The organism is Pseudomonas sp. GW821-FHT09H03 (genome assembly GCF_059415945.1).
Genome location: NZ_JBWKOF010000017.1, coordinates 42,219 through 63,072, shown reverse-complemented (window position 1 = coordinate 63,072; position 20,854 = coordinate 42,219). Strand labels below are relative to the sequence as shown.

The window sequence follows — 20,854 nt, the reverse complement described above, 5'->3', positions numbered from 1 at the left end:
GTGGAAACGCAGCGAGGCCCAAGTACTGGCGTATTCATGTCACGCCCGGGTAGGGTATTCCCTGGCATAGCTTTCGCGGAAACGACGGCAACCACGCCATAGCAGAAGCACGGTTAACACCGAGGCGCCAGCAATCACCAGCGACATCGACGAGCCCACCGCTGCCGGCGAGCCGAAGTAACGGTCGGTCAACAGCGCCACCATCGTAGTGCCAAGTCCAAGCCCCAGCAGATTGCTGATCAACAGGAACACGGCCGAAACCTGCGCGCGCACCTGATTGGGCGCGAGGATCTGCATGGCCGCCGTGGACGCCGGCATCGGGAACGAGGCAAAGAACATCGCGGGTACCAACAGGGCTACCGACAGCCACAGTTGATCGACTTGCGGGAACAGTACGGCCGGCACTGCCATGCCGAGGGCACCGATCACCCCGGTGCGCATCGCGGCATCCTGATGCCCTTTTTTGGCCAGATAATCGGTGAGCCAGCCACCGAACAACACCCCGGCGGTGTTGGCCAGCAACAGCACGGTGCCGAGCATGTATCCCGCCTCTACCGGGGTCATCCCGAACTTGCGGATGTACAGCGCCGGGCTCCAGCTCATCATGCAGAAAAGCACCATGGCGTAGAACGAAAAGCCCAGGTAATGGCACGCAAAGGTGGCGCGGTGGCGCCCGAGGAAGCGCAAGCCATCGCTTAGCGCGACCTTCTTCGGGCGGCCCGAAGCATCAATCTGCAAACCCTTGCGCGCCGGGTCGCGCACGGTGAGCCAGATCAACAGGCCGACCACGATGCCAGGCAGGCCGACAATGAAAAACGCCAGCTGCCAGGCCTTCATCGCACCGAGAACCGCGACCTCGATGGTGTTCATATCCTTGAGCATCGCGATCACATAGCCGCCCACCAGGAAGGCCAGGCCGCCACCCACAAACGAGCCGATCGAATAAATGCCGACTGCCCGGCCAAGTTTTTCCTTGGGAAACATGTCGCTGAACATCGAGTAGGCCGAGGGCGACAGCGCCGCTTCGCCGACGCCGACGCCAATGCGCGCGAGGAACATGTGCAGGAAGTTTTTGCTCATGCCGCAGGCGGCAGTCGCCAGGCTCCAGAAAACCACGCCGACGGCAATGATCTTCGGTCGCGAGAAGCGGTCGGCCAGGTAGGCGATGGGCATGCCCATGAATGCGTAGAACAAGGAAAAGGCCAGCCCGTGCAGCAAGCTGAACTGGGTGTCGCTGATTTGCAGGTCGGCTTTGATCGGCTCGATCATCAGCGCCAGGATCTGCCGATCCACAAACGAAAAGATGTAGGCGACCATGCACAGGGCCACCACATACCACTCGTAAAAATAGGTTTTCTTGTGCTGCAGGACCGCGTTATCGACCTGGACATTCATTAGTGTTTGCTCCTCTTGGAATCCGCTCATGTGCGCAGCGCGCCGGGTGACGGTGCACAGAGCACCGACTGGGAAGTTGCAGGGCAGATGTAAAGGACAATGGATTCGAACATGCTCAGGCCTCTTATTGTTATGGGGTCAAACACCGGGTGGACCGGGCTTACCAGAACTTCCAGGTGTACGTCGTGGCGACACGGAATTCGTTGTAGTCGTAGCCGTACTTCTGTTTTACATCGATGTTGCGCAGGTCCAGCCCGAGGCCCTGCAGCGCCCCGCTCTGCACCACGTAGTTGAGCCCCAGAAAGCGTTCGCTTTCCTGGTTGTCGCTCAAGTTTGCGCCACGATCCCAGTGGGTACCCTTGATGTAGCGGGTGTAGAACTTCAGCCCCGGCATACCCATCCCGGCAAAGTCATAGCTGTAGCGTGCACCCCAGGACTTTTCATCCGGGCGGACAAACCCCAGGGACGACCAGTGCACCAGGTAAGGTTGCGGGATATAACCGTTCATGGTCGGGAACACGCTGTCACCAAGCATGCGCTGGTAACTGAGGCCAAACATGTGGGCGCCCTTGAGCAAAGTGAACAAGGCTCCGTAGGAGCGGTTGTCTACTTCACCGTTCAATGCACTGCCATCTTCATTGTTATTGAAGTAACGCAAGTCGGTTTTTAGTTTGTAGCCATTGCCCAGGTCGGCCATATGCATCAGGCCGAAATAGTGTTGCTGATAAATATCGTGCAACACGCCATAGAAATAACTGGCTTGCAGGTTCTTGGTAATGTCGTAAGTAGCGCCACCAAAGTCCAGGCCATCACTGTCGAGGTTATCAGTGGAGCCAAACTTGTAGAGTTTCTCGTGATTGGAAGACTCCCGTGTAGCGGCAGACCAGAAACGGCCACCGGTCAGCATCAATCCGTCAACTTCCCTGGACTCGACCACGGCCCCCTGGTAGATGGTATCCAGTTGTCGACTCGGGTCATCGGAAGCCACCGGCAATTGTGGGCGCAGATCACCGACCTTCAATTCGGTCTTGCTGTAGCGCATCTTGAAGGTGGCACCGGCGCGACTGTAGTCATCCGCCGTCTGCTGATCGCTCACGCTGTACGGTAGCGAACCATCGTTGCCTGACGAATCCAGGCGCACGGCGTATTGCGCATCCACATCAAGGCCGATGGCCAGGGCTGTGTCGGTGTAACCGGAGGTAAACTGCGCATCGAAACCCTGAGACCAGCTATGCACTTCTGAAACCGGCGCATTGGTATTGGTGTAGTTACGGTGCAAGTAGAAGTTACGCGTATCCACTTTTAAGTGACTGTCATCAATAACATCGGCATAGGCTGCCAGTGGCGAACAGATTATTCCGAGCGCACTGGCAATACCGAGCCCACGGCAAGATTGCTTTACCTGATACATCTGACATCTCCACATCTGTATGTGCTTGGGCACTGTATTTATAGGAGCGAAATCAAACTGAAAAACGCCGGGCGACCATGTAACAATCCAGCGACCGGAAAAGTGCACGGCAGACAACTACAGCAAAAGACGGATTGCATCAGGGACATAAAGGACCATGGGTTGGAGCATTGTCAGACCTCTTGTTGTTATGGGGTAAAACGCCAGGCGGGCTCAATGCAACAGTCCGCTACGACGACGCGCTTCCCTTCTACGCAAGGTATGCCAGTCAGCGTCGCGCCGATATCAAGACGAACAGCATTCGTTGGGGGGGTAATCTCCAAGCCGGCTAAAGGTTTCCCTTAGTCGAAATCCACGATGGGCGTTGGCAACGCCTGGGCTGCATAGGCCTTCCTGAAGCCAGTTCATGCTGATCGGTGCGCTCTAAACTAGCCATTGCACCACCTGCCAACCTCCCCGATTGCGCAGCAGGTTCTCCAATTGCGCAGCCCGCTGCCGAGCCCGGACTCACCTGCGCAGAATCAGAGAAATGTCCGCTCCCCAGCAAAACTTTTCGCTTCACTGGGCGTCCGTTAATAAGTCGACATGATCTTTGAACCCCAGACCGCTGATCTCAGCCAGGGACAGATGTTCTCTCTTGTTTTCCTCCTGGCCCGCGACCTTGGGTGGCTTTGTATAGCCGCAGCGCTGAACTTATCCATGGGGTGTAATAACCGCTGATGACGAATTTCGAATCGGGTACTAAAGCGCCATGGTCAGTAGGCGAACGGGAGTTGCTGCAAGTGCGCAACTTCAACAAAAAGCTCGCCTGGATACCGCGCTTTCGAATCCGCAACCGCATCACCCCCCATGTGATCCAGGCGCTGTTGCGCGCCAGTCAAATCGGCGGCGCGGGAAAATTGCTCAAGCACGGGCTCAAGGCTGAAACAAAGGTAGTGGGTGCGGGCGGCGACCAAGTGCCCGTTCGGATCATCCGGCCCAGAGGCAAAGCAAAGGGTGTTGTGCTTGATTTCCATGGGGGCGGCTGGGTAATCGGCAATGCGCAGATGAATGACGACTTTAACCTTGCCATGGTGAACGCCTGCGGCGTTACGGTTGTCTCGGTCGACTACCGGCTTGCCGTATCGACTCCGGTTCAAGGCCTGATGGAGGACTGCCTTTGTGCCGCTCGCTGGCTATTGGGTGACGACTGTCGAGAGTTTGCAGACCTTCCTGTTATCGTCGTGGGTGAATCGGCAGGGGCTCATCTTGCAGCGGCAACGATGCTGGCGTTAAAGCAATCGCCCGGCTTGCTGCAGCGGGTCAGCGGTGCGCTGTTGTATTACGGCGTCTACGATTTGACGGGAACACCAAGCGTCCGTGCGGCGCTCCCGCAAACGCTGGTGCTGGACGGCCCGGGCATGGTCGAAGCTTTTCGCCTGCTGACGCCGGGCCTGACTGACGCGCAACGCCGGCAGCCACCTTTGTCACCGCTATACGGCGACTTCACGGATTTCCCGCCAGCGCTCATGTTTGCCGGTGAACTCGATCCCCTGAGAGATGACACACTCCAATTAGCCGATCGCTGGATGAAATCTGCCCCTGTCGAAGTGCACTTGCTACCCTCCTCTCCCCACGGGTTTATTCATTTTCCGACGGCAATTGCAGATAGCGTGCTTGCTTACGGCAGGGACTGGATAACGGCTCGAATCGACGCCTGGATTGGCTGAAAACAATCTTGCAGGAGCAAGCTTGTTCGCGATGAGGCCCTCACATTCACCATCCTCGGCGTCTGACCTGCCGCCATCGCCGGCAGGCCAGCTCCCACAAGGGATTTGTGCCATGCGCGGATGTTGAATTCCCCAAGGAAACCTGTATGAGCTGGCTTGCCAGCGATGAGGCCCTCACATCCACCATCCTTGGCGCCTGACACGCCGCCATCGCCGGCAAGCCTCGCAGGCGTGGGTCATCCACCACGAATGCCCCACATCGAGCGCAAAAAGCCACCCTGGATGCACGATGACTCTTTACATCTCAACCTGTGTACCCAGCTCAATCACCCGATTCAACGGCAACTTGAAGTACTTCAGGTTGCTGTTGGCGTTCTTGAGCAAAAACGCGAACAGGCTTTCTCGCCAACGGGCCATACCGATGCGCTTGGTCGGGATCACCGTCTCCCGGCTGAGGAAATAGGTGGTGCGCATCGGACTGAAATCCAGCTCGGACAAGTGACACAGACTCAGGGCCAGAGGAACATCCGGCTCCTCCATAAATCCGAAGTGCAGACTGACCCGAAAGAAACCTTCGCCATAGGCTTCAACCTCAAACCGCCGGTCAGCAGCCACGCGCGGGCTGTCTTCGGAAACCACGGTGAGTAACACCACTTGCTCATGCAAAACCTGGTTATGCAGCAGGTTGTGCAGCAGCGCATGAGGAACAGCATCTGCCCTGGCCGTAAGGAACACTGCCGTGCCTTGTACGCGATGGGGAGGCTGCGTACGGATGCTGCCGATGAACAGCGGTAGAGGAAGTGCAGTTTCATCCAGCCGCTCAACGATAATCTTTCTGCCCCGCTTCCAGGTCGTCATCAAAATGAACAGACCAATGCCGGCAATCACCGGAAACGCACCGCCCTGAAAAAACTTTGCGGCGTTGGCCGCGAAATACAGGCTGTCTACCAGCAAAAATCCGAGCAACATTGGAATGGCCACCCAGCGCGGTGTTTTCCATAGGAGCAGGACGACAGCCGAGGACAGGATTGTTGTGATCAGCATGGTCCCCGTCACCGCGACGCCATAAGCCGCAGCCAAAGCACTGGATGACTCGAAACCAAGCACCAGCAGCACGACACCCACCATCAACGCCCAGTTAACCGTACCGATGTAGATCTGCCCCTGCTCATGGCTGGAGGTGTGCTGGATGAACATGCGAGGGATATACCCAAGCTGGATGGCCTGGCTAGTCAGGGAGAAAGCGCCCGAAATCACGGCTTGGGAAGCGATGATGGTCGCCAGTGTGGAGAGTGCAACCATCGGCAAGAGCGCCCAGTCGGGTGCCAGCAAATAGAACGGGTTACGCACAGTCTCCGGGTTGCCCAGGATCAACGCGCCCTGGCCAAAGTAATTGAGCACCAGGCCCGGCAACACGAGGATGAACCAGGCACGCGCAATCGGTTTGCGACCAAAGTGGCCCATGTCGGCATACAGCGCTTCTGCACCGGTCAATGCCAACACCACAGCACCCAAAATGGCCACACCCATTCCCGGATGAACCACGAAGAATTTCACAGCCCATACAGGGTTCAGTGCTTGCAGCACTTCCGGACGCAGCGAAATACCGTAGATACCAAGTGCACCCAACACCACAAACCACAGCACCATGATGGGGCCAAACAGGATACCGATTCGAGCCGTGCCATGTTTCTGTATCAAGAACAGCGCCACCAGCACAATCACCGACAAGGGCACGACCCAGTGTTCTATTCCGTCAAACGCCAGTTGTAGTCCTTCAACCGCAGAGAGCACAGAAATAGCCGGGGTGATCATGCTGTCCCCATAAAAAAGTGCTGCACCGAACAGGCCAAGCAGTACCAGAACCTTGCTCATGCGCGGATATGGTGCGGCCGCGCGGCGCGCTAGCGCCGTCAACGCCATGATGCCGCCTTCGCCCTGGTTGTTGGCACGCAGGATGAACAGCACGTATTTGATCGAGACCACCCAGATCAGTGACCAAAAGATCAAAGATAGAATGCCCAGCACTCCGTCGTGATTTACCTGAACGCCGTAGTGGCCGGAAAATACTTCCTTGAGCGTGTAGAGGGGGCTGGTGCCAATGTCCCCGTAAACCACTCCGACGGCGGCGACGAGCAAGCCCACTCCTGACGCCTTGGATTGGGATTGGGATTGGGATTGGGAATCTGAATGTGCACGGGTCGCTGTTTCACTCAAGGGTCGCTTCTCTCAAATTGCGGGAAAGAGGTGCATGCCATCCTTGGGCAATACATTGCCAGCGTCATCAGGAATGCAAACGCGTGGCCGATTAATAAAATCGCGGCCAGTATCGTTGCGGACCAAACCGCTTATCGTAAAAAAAGCGTAAAAAATTAACGGCTCGCCTCAAGCCTGGTTCCGACAAGTCATGCCGATGCGCACTGGATGGTGATTGCATGGATGGCGGTCGGCGGTGAAACGCCTCGTTGCACTCAACACCAGGCTCAGTGGCAACATCCTGGATACGCGCTTTCCAGCGGCATGCGCGCAGATCGTGGGTATAATGCGCGCCCTCTTCATAAGCCAATGTTTTCCAATGAAAAAACTGCTGTCCGTAGTAGCGCTGGTGCTCTCGGTAATCACCCCCGCCTTCTCAAGCCCTCCGTCGAACTTTTCCGAAGCCAAGGTCATAGCAAAACAGAAAATCTACCTCGACCAGGCGAACAGTGCCCTTGGCGAGTTGTACTGCGGTTGCAAGTGGACATGGGTAGGCAAGTCGGGTGGCCGTATTGACCCTGATTCTTGCGGCTATCAAACCAGAAAACAGCAAAACCGCGCCGAGCGGACTGAGTGGGAACATATAGTTCCTGCCTGGACATTCGGTAACCAACGCCAGTGCTGGAAGAACGGCGGTCGAGAGCACTGCGTGGACGACGATCCGGTCTTCCGAGCCATGGAAGCGGACCTGTTCAATCTCTACCCGTCTGTTGGGGAAGTGAACGGCGACCGTAGTAATTTCAACTACGCAATGACCCCCGGCGTAGCGCCGCAGTATGGGCAATGCAAGACCCGGGTTGATTTTGATCAACGAGCCGCCGAACCCCGTGACGAGGTCAAAGGGCTGGTCGCGAGGACGACCTTTTACATGTTCGATCGATACAATCTGAACATGTCACGTCAGCAGCAACAACTACTGATGGCCTGGGACAAGCAGTACCCGGTCTCGGCCTGGGAGAAAGTGCGCGATAGTCGCATTGCCTCAATCATGGGGCACTCCAACCCTTTCGTGACGGGTGACCGTCAATGGACGCAAGGATACAAGGCGGCAGGTGATGGAACCGTCAGCGCCATTGCCGGGAAACCCGTGCCAGTAACGGCCCAGCCAACCCTGGCGAAAGCGACCGGGGCAGGCTTGATCATTGGCAACCGCAAGAGCCAGGTGTATCACCTCTCAATCGGTTGCCCTGGTTATGCTCAAGTGTCGGAAAAAAACCAGATAACTTTTGACTCTGAAGCTGCCGCCCAGGCCGCCGGATTTCGTAAGGCCGGCAACTGCAAGTAACAGCAGGTGGAGTTGATGGAGCCGATTTGACGATTAGCGTCGCTGAAGCTTCCTCGGCATGCTCACGCCCTCACCAGGCGTGAGCATGGGCCGATCATTCAGGCAAAGACGAAGTCCCCCGCGGTAACGGAGTCTGGCAGGCCCCCGGTCAAGGTGAACCTGTGCGCATTAGGTTGCGTTCGGGCGACTCGATCAGCACCCAATCGCTCGCATTCGCCGGCGCCCTCTTCACCCCGGAGGAATGGTCGCCAGTGCCCCGATCAAAATGGTCAACAGCAGAAAACCACCGAGAAAAAGCGTCATTCTGGCCATATGGCCTCCCAGCTCATGAAGTTGCTGTACAGGGTCGTACTGCGCTGTTGTGCGCCGGGCGGATGACCCTGCCGATGACTTATTGTGGGCCGGTGACTGTTTTCGTTACAGATGCAGATTGCGCAGGAAAATACGGATCAGACAGGTTTCGTCCAGGCTCGGTCAAGTTCGATTGCGGGCGTCTGGGGGGAAAAAACTTGCGGGCAACGTCGACAAAGGGCGTGATGATCAGGCCGTGAAGCGTCAGGTAACGCTCGTGATCCTGCTCACCAGTGCCGAAGCGGATTGCTTCCGGGGTCGACCGGGTGACATAGAGCGTGCCGAACATCCAGTCCCACAGTGACAGGTTGATACCGAAGTTCTTGTTGAAATGCCGCGGCGCATCGCTGTGGTGAATCTGATGCTGCGCGGGACTGCTCAGCACCCGCTCGATCAACGGCCCGAATGAAAACCACACATGGCTATGCCGCAGGTTGGCCGCCAGACCGTTGAAGATGAACACAATCCACGTCACGCCAAACAGGGTATAGCGGCTGACCTCGCCGCCACAGGCGTACCAGAAGACTCCGGCATAGAGGCCCAGGCAGATGATATCCACCAGCTTTTCGACGAGTTCTTCAAGAAAATGCACCCGGCTTGCCGTAGCCGGCACCAGCACGGGCGCCGAATGATGGACTTTGTGAAATGCCCACAAGTAGCGCGAATGAAAGGCCCGGTGGTTCCAGTAATGAGCGAAATCCTTGACCAGGAACACGCCCAGGCCGTAGAGCAGGGAAAGCCCGAGATTCTCCCCCACTTGTGCGCGCGCGCCCCACAGGTTAGAGAAAAATCTGATGTAGTCCGCTGAACGCAGCACATAGGGATCAACCAGCCCGACAATCGGCAGCACCAGCGTCACTTTCAGGATGGCGAGCACGAAGTAGTAGCGGTAATCGAGCAGCGCCGAGCGGTGCAGGTAAACCCGCCGCCCGCCGAGGAACTGCCCGAAGGAGTGCGCCCCGGTCAATCCGCGAGACGTTCTGAATCGAAACAGGCCATAGGCGACGCCGTAGGAAACGCAGAGAAAGACCACTCCCAGGCGCCCATTGACATCGAAGATGCCAAGAAACTGGTGGGTGACCGGCTCGATCACCCACCTGATCAGGGAACGATGTAGATCGGCGAGCACATCCATACCCGACTGCCCTGCGTAAGTGGAAGGGCATTGTAAATGAGAATGAATACTCGATGTGCTGCCGGGTGAAAATCTCTAGCCACCGAGCGCGATGATGGCGACGATCAGCACGCTACCTGTGAGCGCCAGGGCCACCCCGCCCTGCCAAGGTTTGGCGTTAGCGTATTTGGCCAGCATCCAGCCGGCGATGACAGATACATGACAGCGTCCGCCAGCCCCAGGCAAGGTTACAGCCGAGCGCGGCAATCATCATCGAGCGCTCTTGCGCTGCCTGGTCTGCCGTCGCCACACTGATGGTTCCGGTGAACGTCATGGCCATTAACAGGCCGAATACAACTTCTGTAATGTGCTCGACTGGATCAGGCACCGGGGCCCGCTTCTGTTTTTAATTATTTTGCATTGCCCACCCTCTCCATGTCCTGCTCGTTGAGTACCGTCCGGCTCATCCGCCGATACCGGCTCTTCAAGTGTAGATTGAGCGGCTACACTGGAGCGAGTACGCCAACTGATTCACAGAGAGACAATTGATGCTTGATTACTTCGCGTTGGGGCTGTTGTTCTTTGTCGGACTTGTCCTGTTCTACGGGATTATCCTGCTCCACGACATTCCTTATGAAATTGCGGTCCACCGCAATCATCCGCACCAGGATGCGATTCACGCCACGGGCTGGGTCAGCCTGTTTACCCTGCATGCGCTGTGGCCGTTCCTATGGATCTGGGCGATGGCATACCGGGAAGACCGGGGCTGGGGGTTCAGTGATGGAAAATCAGGGCACGCCCATGTTGTGCATCTGGAACAACAAGTCGCAGAACTGCAAAGCCGCGTCGCGCACCTGGAGACAGCGACAGGAACGGCGCAGCACAGGTTGCCGACCGACAACAGTGGCGAGGGAATCTGACCCATGGATCTTTTACTGGTACTGACTTACACCGCCATCTGCGTTGCAATCTTCAAGATCTTCCGCATCCCCTTGAACAAATGGACGGTCCCCACCGCTGTATTGGGCGGGATCCTGATCGTTGGCGCGATGATTTTCGTGATGAACTACAACCATCCCTACTCGGAGGTTGCACGTTCGTATTTCGTCTCCGTCCCGGTGATTCCCGTGGTCACAGGCCAGGTGATCGACGTGCCGGTCCAGGGCAACGAACGCCTGGAAAAGGGCGATGTGCTGTTTCGGATCGACCCGGCCCCCTTCGAGTATCGAGTGAAGTCGCTCAAGGCCCAACTGTTGGTGGCCAAAGCTGACCGCGCCCGAATCAGCGAACTGATCAAGCGTAACTTCGCCACCCAACGGGAACTGGATGTCGTCGTTTCCCGTACTGATGACCTGCAGGCGCAACTCGACGGCGCGCAGTACGAACTCGATAACACGACGGTGCGCGCACCGAGCAAAGGCTTTGTCACCCATGTGTCTTTGCGTCCGGGCATGATGGCGACGAAGTTCCCGCTACGCCCCTCGATGGTGTTCATCCCCGATGAAGGCCAATATTTCGCGGCGTGGATGCGCCAGAACAGCCTGCTGCGCCTGACGGTCGGCGATGAGGCCGAAGTCGCTTTCGACGGCATTCCGGGTAAGGTTTTCGAGGGCAAGGTCAAAAGCGTCCTTGAAGTCATCGCCGAAGGTCAGGTCCAACCTTCCGGCTCGCTCATCAGCTTTACCGGCTCACCACCGGCCGGTCGGGTTCCGGTGATCATTGAAATCACCGACCCCGATTTCGCCCCGTATGCCAAGCTGATGCCCGGCGGTGCCTACGGCCAGGCGGCGCTCTACAGCCAGCATTTCACCCACATTGCCATGATGCGCAAAATCCTCCTGCGCATGGCGGCCTGGATGAACTACATCTTCCCATTCCATTAATCGCTGGATGATGGCGGCGTGACGTTCAAAGGATTGAGACAAAGGCCGGTTCAAAGGAGCCGGCCCGATCACGCCGTTGAACGGGTCGTTGCAGGTTAACTCAGCGATTGGCACAGACATGAAGTGCAACGCGGGGAATGGTTCCCCGCGTGCCTTGGAGTTGAATGCATTCGAAAGGTGCGGATATCTTTTTATATTCAGCGCTGCGCTAAAGAATCCAGGGCAGCAGAAGGTGCGAGGCAATCCAGGGAGACGCCTGGCCCACGACCCATTGCAGGAGGACACATGCGGCCAGGTAAGCCGCAAAGAACTTGATCATCGTCAATCTCGCCATGACCATCACCAACCTCCCGCCTTTGAATCCTGGGGTTCCAATTCGACCCCGTGACCATCACCACGCCGAACCGCCCGTAAAGCTTTGACGCCTGCAATTTTTATCAGTTCCATGTGTGCCGGGACTCGATTGCGGGCTACCGTCCAACCCGCTTGCGCCCCGCTGCACGCCGTTTGGCGGCTTATCCACCGAGCCCTCTTCTGGGCAGAACCATACATCCGACAAACGGCCTCGCCGACTTGCACCCTCGTTCCGGAGCAAAAAGCGACGAGCCTACCGGCTGGCTGCACAAGGTTGCGGGTGACCCGATCCCGGCCTATGGTCCAAACGAACCCTTGCCTGTGACGAGTACTCGATGCTTATCGCAGGTCGCTGTTCATTCGCAGCACAGCTACATCAGGAGCTACGCAAGGAGGAGATGACATGCCAGGCAATTCACGCCCCGCCGTGCTCGAACTGATCGGCAACACGCCACTGGTGCGCGTCAGCCGTTTCGATACCGGCCCCTGCACACTGTTTCTCAAGCTCGAATCCCAGAACCCCGGTGGTTCGATCAAGGACCGCATCGGTCTGGCGATGATCGACGCCGCCGAGCGCGATGGCCGGCTGCGCCCCGGTGGCACCATTGTCGAGGCCACCGCTGGCAACACGGGCCTGGGCCTGGCGCTGGTCGGCCGGGCCAAAGGCTACCGGGTGGTGCTGGTGGTGCCGGACAAGATGTCCACGGAAAAAGTCCTGCACCTCAAGGCAATGGGCGCCGAGGTGCACATCACCCGTTCCGATGTCGGCAAAGGCCATCCGGAGTATTACCAGGACGTCGCCGCACGGTTGGCGCAGGACATTCCCGATGCCTTCTTCGCCGACCAGTTCAACAACCCCGCCAACCCGCTGGCCCATGAGTGCAGCACCGCGCCGGAAATCTGGGCACAGACCCAGCATGACCTGGATGCCATCGTCGTCGGCGTCGGGTCAGCCGGCACCCTCACCGGCCTGACCCGCTTCTTCAAACGGGTACAACCGGACCTGGAAATGATCCTGGCCGACCCGATCGGTTCGGTGATGGCCGAATACAGCCGCAGCGGCACCCTCCCCACCCCCGGTTCCTGGGCGGTGGAAGGCATTGGCGAAGACTTCATTCCATCGATTGCCGACCTCTCCAGCGTGCGTCACGCCTATTCGATCAGCGATGAAGAAAGCTTCGATCACGCCCGCCAGTTGCTGCGCGCCGAAGGCATTCTCGGTGGTTCTTCGACCGGGACATTGCTGGCGGCGGCCTTGCGTTACTGCCGCGAGCAAACCGAGCCGAAACGGGTGGTCAGCTTCGTCTGCGACACCGGTACCCGTTACCTGTCCAAGGTCTACAACGACCAGTGGATGAACGACCAGGGCTTGTTGCAACGCAAGCATTACGGCGACCTGCGCGACCTGGTGGCGCGGCGTTTCGAGGATGGCCGGGTGATCAGCGTCGGCCCCGACGACACCCTGCTCACCGCGTTCCAGCGCATGCGCCTGGCGGACGTCTCGCAACTGCCGGTGCTGGTGGGCGGGCAGCAACTGGTCGGGGTCATCGACGAATCCGACATTCTGCTCGGGGTGCACGAAGACGCGGCGCACTTTCGCAAGACCGTGGCCAGCGCCATGACCGACAAACTGCAGACCTTGGCCCCCGACGCCACGCTGGCGGAACTGGAGGCTGAACTGGGCCGAGGCCTGGTGGCGATCATCAAGGATGCCTCGGGTTTTCACGGACTGATTACCCGAACCGACATGCTTAATCACTTGCGGAGATCCCTGCCATGAGTCAACAGGACAAAAACTCCCCGCCACAGGGCTTCGCCACCCGGGTGATCCATGCCGGGCAAGCACCGGACCCGTCCACCGGGGCCTTGATGCCGCCGATCTACGCCAACTCCACCTACCTGCAACAGAGCCCCGGCGTGCACAAGGGCCTTGACTACGGACGCTCGCACAACCCGACGCGCTGGGCCCTGGAGCGTTGCGTCGCGGACCTCGAAGGCGGTACCCAGGCCTTTGCCTTTGCGTCGGGGCTGGCGACTATTTCCACCGTGCTCGAACTGCTCGACGCCGGCTCGCACGTCGTCTCCGGCAATGACTTGTACGGTGGCACATTCCGCCTGTTCGACAAGGTGCGCCAGCGCAGCGCCGGGCACCGTTTCAGCTTCGTCGACCTGACGGATCTGTCCGCCTTCGAGGCAGCGCTGGAAGACGACACGCGAATGGTCATGGTCGAGACGCCGAGCAATCCCCTGCTGCGCCTTTGCGATCTGGCCGCCCTCGCTCGCATCTGCCGTTCACGCGGGATCATTTGCGTAGCCGACAATACCTTCGCCAGTCCGTACATCCAGCGCCCGCTGGAGCTGGGTTTTGACATCGTGTTGCACTCGACCACCAAGTACCTCAATGGCCACTCCGACGTAATCGGCGGCATCGCCGTGGTCGGGCAAAACGCCGAGCTGGCCGAGCGCCTGGGTTTCCTGCAAAACGCCGTGGGGGCGATCGCCGGGCCGTTCGACGCCTTCCTCACCCTGCGCGGCGTGAAGACTCTGGCCCTGCGTATGGAACGCCACTGCAGCAACGCCCTGGAGCTGGCGCAATGGCTGGAGCGTCAGCCACAAGTCTCCAGGGTCTACTACCCCGGTCTGCCCTCGCACCCGCAGCACGAATTGGCTTGCCGGCAAATGCGCGGGTTCGGCGGAATGATCGCCCTCGACCTTAACAGCGATCTGGCAGGCGCCAAACGCTTCCTTGAGAGTGTGCAGATCTTCGCTTTGGCCGAGAGCCTGGGCGGCGTGGAAAGCCTGATCGAACACCCGGCGATCATGACCCATGCCACCATCCCTGTTGCCACCCGTGCGCAGTTAGGGATCGGCGATGGGCTGGTACGTTTATCAGTTGGAGTCGAAGACGTGGAAGACTTGCGGGCCGATTTGGCGCAGGCGCTGGCGAAGATGTAAGCCCCCCCCGACTAACGGGACACCCTGTAGGAGCGAGCACGCTCGCGAAAAACCGGAGAGCGCCACGGGCATTCAGGATGCCCGCGTCATCGTTGACGTCCATCGCGAGCATGCTCGCTCCTACTGGATCGCGCGCAATGCCTCTATAATCCCGACGTTTTCGTCTACCCTCACGAAGCGTCGTGCAGCAATCAGCTTGTGCGGGGCGCATCGACATTTTTCCGCTATTGAACCGGAGAACCTCCATGCTCAAACGCACCCTGGCATTGGCCGTCGGCCTGACCTTGTCCCTTTCCACCCTGCTGGCTCAGGCTGCCGAGACCCTCAAGGTCAGCGCCATTCCCGACGAAGCCCCCACCGAACTGTTGCGCAAGTTCAAGCCATTGGGCGAATACCTGGAGAAGCAGTTGGGCATGAAGGTCGAGTTCGTACCGGTGTCCGACTACCCGGCCGTGGTTGAAGCGCTGGCCACCGACCGCATCGACATGGCCTGGCTGGGCGGCTTCACCTTCGTCCAGGCGCGCCTGAAAACCGGCAATGCCATACCGCTGGTACAGCGCGAACAGGATGCCCAGTTCACCAGCAAATTCATCACGGCCGACCCGAACGTCAAATCGCTGGCCGACCTCAAGGGCAAGTCCTTCGCCTTCGGTTCGGTGTCCTCCACCTCCGGCAGCCTGATGCCGCGCTACTTCATGCTGAAGGACGGCATCAAGCCGGAAACCTATTTCAGCCGCGTCGGCTACTCCGGTGCCCATGACGCCACCGTTGCCTGGGTTCAGGCCGGCAAGGTGGATGCAGGCGTGCTCAACGCCAGCGTCTGGGAAAAACTGGTAGCCGCCGGCAAGGTCGATACCAACAAGGTCAAGGTCTTCGCCACCACACCGGCCTACTTCGACTACAACTGGACCGTGCGCGGCACCCTCGACCCGGCCCTGGCCGCGAAAATCAAGGCCGCTTTCCTCGCGCTCGACCCGGCCAACCCTGAGCAAAAGGCGATCCTCGACCTGCAAGCCGCCAGCCGCTTCATCGAGACCAGTCCCGAGAACTACAAGGGCATCGAGGAAGCCGCACGCGCTGCCGACCTGCTGAAATGACCTTGCATCTGAACCGGGTCAGCCTCACCCATGGCAATGGCGTGCGAGCGCTGCATGAGGTCGACCTGCACATCGGCGCCGGTGAGCAGGTGGCGATCATCGGCCCCTCCGGTGCCGGCAAGTCGAGCCTGCTGAACCTGCTGGCCACCGCCCTGCGCCCCGGCAGCGGCACGGTCGAAGTGCTCGGCGAGCAAGCCTGGCAGCTCGGCGCCCGCCAGCGCCAACGCTTGCGGGCGCGCATCGGCCTGGTGCACCAGGCACCGCCACTGCCACCGCGGCAACGGGTGGTCACGGCGGTGCTGGCCGGAAAACTCGGCCAATGGGGTTTTGCCAAAAGCCTGCTGAACCTGCTGCATCCGGTGGACGTTCCTGGGGCTCGGGCGGCACTGCTCAAGCTGGACCTGGGCGACAAGCTGTTCGCCCAATGCCAGCAATTGTCCGGTGGCCAGCTGCAACGCGTGGGCATTGCCCGCGTGCTGTACCAGGCGCCCGAGGTGTTGCTGGCCGATGAACCGGTGTCGGCGATGGACCCGGTATTGGCCGGGCACACCCTGTCGACCCTCTGCCGCCACGCGCGCGAGCACAAGGTGACGCTGGTCGCCAGCCTGCATGCGGTGGACCTGGCGCTGAGCAACTTCTCGCGCATCATCGGCTTGCGTGAAGGGCAGGTCCTGTTCGATCTGCCCGCAAGCGACGTCGACCACGATTTGCTCGACAGGCTCTATGCCAATGAGCAACTGCAATCCCCGCCCCCTCCGGTGGCACCCTTGAGCCTGCAGATTCCCCGATGCTGACCCGCGATACACGAGACCCCGCCACCCTGCCTCGCCTGCTGCTCAGCCTGTTGGCACTTGCCCTGCTGTGGCCCGGCGTCCATTTCAGCGAACTGGACCTGGGTGTCCTGCTCATGGCCGACAGCCAGAGTGAGATGGGCCGGTTTGTCTCAGCCTTCTGGCCACCGGCTCATGGCGAAGAATTCCTTGAACTGCTGTGGCAAGCCACGCTGCAGACACTGGCGATCGCCACCGCCGGCATGGCCCTGGCGTTGCTGCTGGCCGTACCCGCGAGCCTGCTGGCCAGTCGCGCACTGTCACTCTCGGCGGCCTCGCGCAGCGGTCGCCCGAGCGCCTTGGGCCGGCTGTTGCGCTGGCCGGTGCGCGGGCTGCTGATCTTCCTGCGCAGCGTGCCGGAAATCGTCTGGGCCCTGCTGTTCGTGCGCGCCGTCGGCCTTGGCCCGACGGCGGGGGTGCTGGCCATCGCCATCACCTACAGCGGCATGCTCGGCAAGGTCTACGCGGAAATTTTCGAGTCCGTCGACCAGCGTCCCGCCCACGCACTGCTGCAAGCCGGCAGTGGCCGGCTGGCGGCGTTCTGCTACGGCATCCTGCCCAATGTCGCGGCGGAGTTGCTGTCGTACACCGTGTATCGCTGGGAATGCGCGATCCGCGCGTCCGTGGTGATGGGTTTCGTTGGCGCCGGTGGCCTGGGCCAGCAAATCGACCTGTCGCTGCGCATGTTCGCCGGCGGTGAAGTGGCGAGCATGTTGCTGACCTTTTTCGTGTTGGTGCTGCTGGCCGATCAGATCAGCCGCCTGCTGCGCTGGAGGTTCGCATGAATCGCCTGATCAACCTGCTGCTGATCCTGTGCATCGGCGCGGCGGTCGTCGCGTCGTTCCGTTATCTGGGTATCGATCTGGGTGAGCTGGCGGGCAGCGATAACCTGAAGCAGATGGGCGCCTACGTCCTGCGTTTTCTCAGCCCCGACCTCAGTGCCAGCCACCTGCAAGCCATCGGCCGTGGTGCCGTGGAAACCCTGGCCATGTCGGCCTTGGGCACCCTGCTCGCGGCGGTATTGGGCCTGGTGCTGGCACTGCCGGCGGCCGGGCGTTTCGGTTTGCCGCTGCAGAGTGCGTCGCGCCTGGTGCTGAACGCCCTGCGCGCCATTCCGGAACTGGTGTGGGCTGCGCTGATGGTGCTGGCCGCCGGACTCGGCCCCAACGCCGGGACCCTGGCCCTGGCCATGCACACCACCGGCGTACTTGGCCGCCTGTTCGCCGAAGCGCTGGAAAACACCCCGCCGCAACCAGCCGAAGCAATCCGCCTGCAAGGCGGGAATGTGGTGTGGGCCTTCTGTTACGGCACCCTGCCCAACCTGTTTCCGCAACTGTTGGCGTACATCCTGTACCGCTGGGAAAACAACATCCGCATGGCCAGCGTGCTCGGCTTTGTCGGGGCCGGTGGCCTGGGGCAAATGCTCTATGTCAGCCTCAGCCTGTTCCAGGAAGCCCAGGCCAGCACGGTCATTCTGGCCATGTTGCTGTTGGTGTTTGCAGTCGATGGTCTGAGCAGCTGGAGTCGTCAGCGCTGGGTCAAGGCGTGATGGGCAATTCAGGGGTATTGAACGCAATGTTCCATTTAAAACTATTCTGACTCCGGCGCACGAAAGGCCTTACTGTAGTAACCAGACTGGTCGAAACAGCAAACCCGCTGCTTGCCGGATGCAAGCATATCGCAGGCATCTCCCATTCGTTTTGCACGCGTCTTGAGTTGCTTGGCTGAAGTAATCCAGTGGATCCAGTCTACTCGTGCGATGGTCGTCGTATTGTTCCAGACTTTACGCGCCTCGGGAGCGGCTGCCAGCGCCTCCTGAAAATCCGGCGGGATGTCAGGCTCGGGTTCCTTCTTCACTGGCGTCAGCTCCAGCGTAACGATATCCCCAACCGCCGCGCCTGCGGCTTCGTACAACTCTCTACTTACCTGCAACCAATGGCTCAGTTGACCATCCGGCTCAAGGGTTGCCTGAAACGGGTGCCCATTGATTGTGCCTTCAACTGTCGTCCTTCCTCGCCTCGGAAGCTTTTCACTCGCATTTCTTGGCAGTACTACGAACGCCCACGACGTATCATCATCAGGCTTTGCCGGACGAAGAAGCTTTGCTTCAAATCGGGATGTCACATCGATTGTTGTCATTGCAATTTCTCCAACTGATACGCCTGACTACTATCCGTATAACGTTCCTTGTTGTCCTGCAAGCCTGGCCTAGCCTGGATGAGTTGCAGTAAACACGAGACAGCCAGAAAGACATCGTGTTCGAGGCTGGTGACCGTGTACATCAGCTGACTGACAGCGGCGTGAGACATGAACGGTAAACGTATGGCGCGGCCCCCCAAAAAAGTGCTGAGTACTTACACCTGCGCATCATGCGGTACCGCGCGCCATCGCAAGCAGGCTCCTAAAGGTTCAAGTGTCTAAACCACCCGGCATTTGTTTCCCGCTTACTCCTTGAGAATCAACAACGGCTCGCCCTTCTTCACGATGTAAGACGCCAACTCCGAACCATTGCCCTGCCCGACATTCTTCGCCACATGGGCAACACCGGCGGGTATGTACAACGAATCACCGGCCTTGAGCGTGACCGGCGCCCGCCCCTCCAGTTGATACTCGAATATGCCGCTGACGACGTAGGCCACTTCCACACCCGGATGAGCATGCCTGGGCGATGTCACGCCCGGGTCGAAATCGACACGCACCTGAATCACTTCGCGGTCGGCGGCGCCGAGGTCTTCGCGTACCAGGTCGGTACGATGGATGCCCTGCTGCCAGCTTTTCGCCGCGCCGGCCTCTTGCGCCTGGGCGAGGCTCGCGACGGCAGACAGGCCGGCGATGACCAGGGCAGCACCCAGGCCGCCAGCCATGTTACGGGGATTGAATCGGGACATTGCCTTTCCTCCAGTTGAACCTCGGTACGCCACGCCAGCTTTGGCGCGGTGTCTGAGGTTGCATTTAGAGGCCGCCATGTATCGCCCGGGTGTCGGGGAACGCTGAATTTGTATTCGAAAGTAGCTGTGGCCGCTGCAGATACCTGCAGATACAAGCGCAGCACCCGCTTGCGTCAGGAACCTTGCTCGCCCACCCTTGCCAACTCCACCCCGCGACTGGCCTTGAACGCTTGGTGCTCTACGATGAAAGCAGGGCACTGATCAAGTCCTGCCAGCGCTCCGCCTCGGCTTCAGGAACGAAAAAGCCCAGCGGACAGGCTGGGCTTTTTTTACTGACACAAGAGTTGTCTAGGCAGAAGCCTTATCGATTTTTCGCGCCATCCTGATGGCTTCCGCCTTATCCAGCACGTCACGCTGAGAGGCGATCGCTTTGGACATCGCCAATGTAAATACATCCCGCTTTGTTTCGGGGGAAGCCTTGCAAAAAAACTCAGCCAATGGACTGGATTTTCCGGTCTTAGCTGCACTCATTTTTTTCTGCCTCGGTTAAGAGTTCTATAAGCCCTGCATGATCATAGGTCTCAGGTAACAGGTCGTCAATCTGGTCAACTGTGACGTCGCCTTCGTACTCGCCATCAGTCCCATCAGTATTCTTTACAAGTAAATTCACGATCAGATTCTCACTGTAGGATCGTCTGATCTCGATAATGTTCCTCCTGGCGGCCAGATACTGCCTGACGAACTCATCCGTAGGAATGTTCCGCCCTTCGGTTATCTCTCTGGCTCTGACGAATTGCCAAGCCAACTCCGGTCGCTGATAAACGTACATTATCTGGGCGGCCCGTCGATTCCCCAAAACCCGGTCAATGTTGCGCCTTGCCACATTTATGTTGGCCATTGTTCCGTCAAGAATGAACGAAATGCGCTTCTCGAACGCTCGATCCAGGACCTTCTCGAGAATTTTGGTAACCGCTCGCTGGAATAAAAAAGAGTTACTGCCCGTATAACCCGGAATCAGGCTCCTGAACTCATCAGGATCTATGCGCAGAACCCTTTGCGCTTTTAGGCCATCGCCGCCCCCTTCGATAATCTCGACAAGGGCTTTAGAAATCTCGGTTTTACCAGCCCCAGGCGATCCCGCCATGAAAACCGTAACGGGGTAGTCTTCCGGCGTAAAGATGCTTGTATCAGCAATGTCCCTGGCAAGTGCAGCCCGGTTCACCCGAGCAAATTCGAAGGCAGCCTCTTCTATCGCTATTTCTATTGGTGTCATTTCGAAGCTCGCCCAGCGTTTGCCTCAAGCTAACACCTGACCCGGATTTCCAC

Annotated in this window: 18 protein-coding genes; 10 read left to right on the top strand and 8 right to left on the bottom strand. The window is 59.0% G+C overall.

Annotation, left to right across the window (positions count from 1 at the left end):
• Positions 1–39: 39 nt before the first annotated feature.
• Positions 40–1,395 carry a spinster family MFS transporter gene (locus AC07OG_RS22015; protein WP_495068082.1) on the bottom strand — a complete coding sequence of 452 codons (1,356 nt, stop codon included), beginning with the start codon at positions 1,393–1,395 and terminating at the stop codon, positions 40–42.
• 160 nt (positions 1,396–1,555) lie between these two features.
• A complete protein-coding gene (locus AC07OG_RS22010) occupies positions 1,556–2,806 on the bottom strand; it encodes an OprD family outer membrane porin (protein ID WP_495068081.1) in 1,251 nt (416 codons plus the stop codon).
• A gap of 719 nt (positions 2,807–3,525) precedes the next feature.
• Between AC07OG_RS22010 and AC07OG_RS22005 the strand changes: the two genes are divergently transcribed.
• A complete protein-coding gene (locus AC07OG_RS22005; RefSeq protein ID WP_495068080.1) occupies positions 3,526–4,515 on the top strand; it encodes an alpha/beta hydrolase in 990 nt (329 codons plus the stop codon).
• Positions 4,516–4,812: 297 nt separating this feature from the next.
• Here the strand turns inward: AC07OG_RS22005 and AC07OG_RS22000 are convergent, their stop codons facing one another.
• Entirely contained in the window at positions 4,813–6,732 is a 1,920-nt protein-coding gene (locus AC07OG_RS22000) for a potassium transporter Kup (protein ID WP_495068079.1), read from the bottom strand.
• 358 nt (positions 6,733–7,090) lie between these two features.
• Between AC07OG_RS22000 and AC07OG_RS21995 the strand changes: the two genes are divergently transcribed.
• Positions 7,091–8,056 carry an endonuclease gene (locus AC07OG_RS21995; protein WP_060541793.1) on the top strand — a complete coding sequence of 322 codons (966 nt, stop codon included), beginning with the start codon at positions 7,091–7,093 and terminating at the stop codon, positions 8,054–8,056.
• A 391-nt stretch (positions 8,057–8,447) separates the two neighbouring features.
• On the opposite strand, the gene AC07OG_RS21990 is transcribed toward AC07OG_RS21995, so the two are convergent.
• Entirely contained in the window at positions 8,448–9,542 is a 1,095-nt protein-coding gene (locus AC07OG_RS21990; RefSeq protein WP_495068078.1) for a sterol desaturase family protein, read from the bottom strand.
• Between the two features lie 527 nt (positions 9,543–10,069).
• Between AC07OG_RS21990 and AC07OG_RS21985 the strand changes: the two genes are divergently transcribed.
• The 8 genes from AC07OG_RS21985 (at position 10,070) to phnE (ending at position 18,189) form a co-directional block, all read left to right on the top strand.
• Positions 10,070–10,441: a DUF3302 domain-containing protein gene (locus AC07OG_RS21985; RefSeq protein ID WP_060541741.1), complete on the top strand. Its 372-nt coding sequence runs from the start codon at positions 10,070–10,072 to the stop codon at positions 10,439–10,441.
• 3 nt (positions 10,442–10,444) lie between these two features.
• A complete protein-coding gene (locus AC07OG_RS21980; RefSeq protein ID WP_218423815.1) occupies positions 10,445–11,404 on the top strand; it encodes an HlyD family secretion protein in 960 nt (319 codons plus the stop codon).
• A gap of 757 nt (positions 11,405–12,161) precedes the next feature.
• Positions 12,162–13,538: a pyridoxal-phosphate dependent enzyme gene (locus tag AC07OG_RS21975; protein WP_218423814.1), complete on the top strand. Its 1,377-nt coding sequence runs from the start codon at positions 12,162–12,164 to the stop codon at positions 13,536–13,538.
• Positions 13,535–14,713 (top strand): trans-sulfuration enzyme family protein, encoded by a 1,179-nt coding sequence (locus AC07OG_RS21970; protein ID WP_495068077.1) that lies wholly within the window; start codon positions 13,535–13,537, stop codon positions 14,711–14,713. The genes AC07OG_RS21975 and AC07OG_RS21970 overlap by 4 nt, the downstream gene beginning before the upstream one ends.
• A gap of 245 nt (positions 14,714–14,958) precedes the next feature.
• Entirely contained in the window at positions 14,959–15,810 is an 852-nt protein-coding gene (locus AC07OG_RS21965) for a putative selenate ABC transporter substrate-binding protein (protein ID WP_060541745.1), read from the top strand.
• Entirely contained in the window at positions 15,807–16,604 is a 798-nt protein-coding gene (locus AC07OG_RS21960; protein WP_218423811.1) for a phosphonate ABC transporter ATP-binding protein, read from the top strand. Before AC07OG_RS21965 ends, AC07OG_RS21960 begins: the two co-directional genes overlap by 4 nt.
• Entirely contained in the window at positions 16,598–17,425 is an 828-nt protein-coding gene (locus tag AC07OG_RS21955) for a PhnE/PtxC family ABC transporter permease (protein ID WP_060541747.1), read from the top strand. Before AC07OG_RS21960 ends, AC07OG_RS21955 begins: the two co-directional genes overlap by 7 nt.
• Positions 17,422–18,189, top strand: a complete 768-nt coding sequence (gene phnE, locus AC07OG_RS21950; protein WP_495068076.1) for a phosphonate ABC transporter, permease protein PhnE — start codon at positions 17,422–17,424, stop codon at positions 18,187–18,189. Before AC07OG_RS21955 ends, phnE begins: the two co-directional genes overlap by 4 nt.
• A gap of 41 nt (positions 18,190–18,230) precedes the next feature.
• On the opposite strand, the gene AC07OG_RS21945 is transcribed toward phnE, so the two are convergent.
• The 4 genes from AC07OG_RS21945 to AC07OG_RS21930 form a co-directional block, all read right to left on the bottom strand.
• Complete coding sequence (locus AC07OG_RS21945; RefSeq protein ID WP_495068075.1) at positions 18,231–18,779, bottom strand: YdeI/OmpD-associated family protein; 549 nt, start codon at positions 18,777–18,779, stop codon at positions 18,231–18,233.
• Positions 18,780–19,084: 305 nt separating this feature from the next.
• Positions 19,085–19,528: a cupin domain-containing protein gene (locus tag AC07OG_RS21940; RefSeq protein WP_060541751.1), complete on the bottom strand. Its 444-nt coding sequence runs from the start codon at positions 19,526–19,528 to the stop codon at positions 19,085–19,087.
• Positions 19,529–19,876: 348 nt separating this feature from the next.
• On the bottom strand, positions 19,877–20,059 hold the full coding sequence (locus AC07OG_RS21935) for a hypothetical protein (protein ID WP_218423807.1): 183 nt from the start codon (positions 20,057–20,059) through the stop codon (positions 19,877–19,879).
• Positions 20,046–20,801, bottom strand: a complete 756-nt coding sequence (locus tag AC07OG_RS21930) for a zeta toxin family protein (RefSeq protein ID WP_495068074.1) — start codon at positions 20,799–20,801, stop codon at positions 20,046–20,048. Before AC07OG_RS21930 ends, AC07OG_RS21935 begins: the two co-directional genes overlap by 14 nt.
• Positions 20,802–20,854 lie beyond the last annotated feature (53 nt).

Bases quoted from the DNA above. Each gene is read 5' to 3' on its own strand.
- AC07OG_RS21955 (WP_060541747.1), top strand. From the start codon at position 16,598: ATGCTGACCCGCGATACACGAGACCCCGCCACCCTGCCTCGCCTGCTG.
- AC07OG_RS22005 (WP_495068080.1), top strand. From the start codon at position 3,526: ATGACGAATTTCGAATCGGGTACTAAAGCGCCATGGTCAGTAGGCGAA.
- AC07OG_RS21960 (WP_218423811.1), top strand. From the start codon at position 15,807: ATGACCTTGCATCTGAACCGGGTCAGCCTCACCCATGGCAATGGCGTG.
- AC07OG_RS21985 (WP_060541741.1), top strand. From the start codon at position 10,070: ATGCTTGATTACTTCGCGTTGGGGCTGTTGTTCTTTGTCGGACTTGTC.
- AC07OG_RS21990 (WP_495068078.1), bottom strand. From the start codon at position 9,542: ATGGATGTGCTCGCCGATCTACATCGTTCCCTGATCAGGTGGGTGATC.
- phnE (WP_495068076.1), top strand. From the start codon at position 17,422: ATGAATCGCCTGATCAACCTGCTGCTGATCCTGTGCATCGGCGCGGCG.
- AC07OG_RS22015 (WP_495068082.1), bottom strand. From the start codon at position 1,395: ATGAATGTCCAGGTCGATAACGCGGTCCTGCAGCACAAGAAAACCTAT.
- AC07OG_RS21995 (WP_060541793.1), top strand. From the start codon at position 7,091: ATGAAAAAACTGCTGTCCGTAGTAGCGCTGGTGCTCTCGGTAATCACC.
- AC07OG_RS21930 (WP_495068074.1), bottom strand. From the start codon at position 20,801: ATGACACCAATAGAAATAGCGATAGAAGAGGCTGCCTTCGAATTTGCT.
- AC07OG_RS21965 (WP_060541745.1), top strand. From the start codon at position 14,959: ATGCTCAAACGCACCCTGGCATTGGCCGTCGGCCTGACCTTGTCCCTT.
- AC07OG_RS21975 (WP_218423814.1), top strand. From the start codon at position 12,162: ATGCCAGGCAATTCACGCCCCGCCGTGCTCGAACTGATCGGCAACACG.
- AC07OG_RS22010 (WP_495068081.1), bottom strand. From the start codon at position 2,806: ATGTATCAGGTAAAGCAATCTTGCCGTGGGCTCGGTATTGCCAGTGCG.
- AC07OG_RS21970 (WP_495068077.1), top strand. From the start codon at position 13,535: ATGAGTCAACAGGACAAAAACTCCCCGCCACAGGGCTTCGCCACCCGG.
- AC07OG_RS21980 (WP_218423815.1), top strand. From the start codon at position 10,445: ATGGATCTTTTACTGGTACTGACTTACACCGCCATCTGCGTTGCAATC.
- AC07OG_RS21945 (WP_495068075.1), bottom strand. From the start codon at position 18,779: ATGACAACAATCGATGTGACATCCCGATTTGAAGCAAAGCTTCTTCGT.
- AC07OG_RS21940 (WP_060541751.1), bottom strand. From the start codon at position 19,528: ATGTCCCGATTCAATCCCCGTAACATGGCTGGCGGCCTGGGTGCTGCC.
- AC07OG_RS21935 (WP_218423807.1), bottom strand. From the start codon at position 20,059: ATGAGTGCAGCTAAGACCGGAAAATCCAGTCCATTGGCTGAGTTTTTT.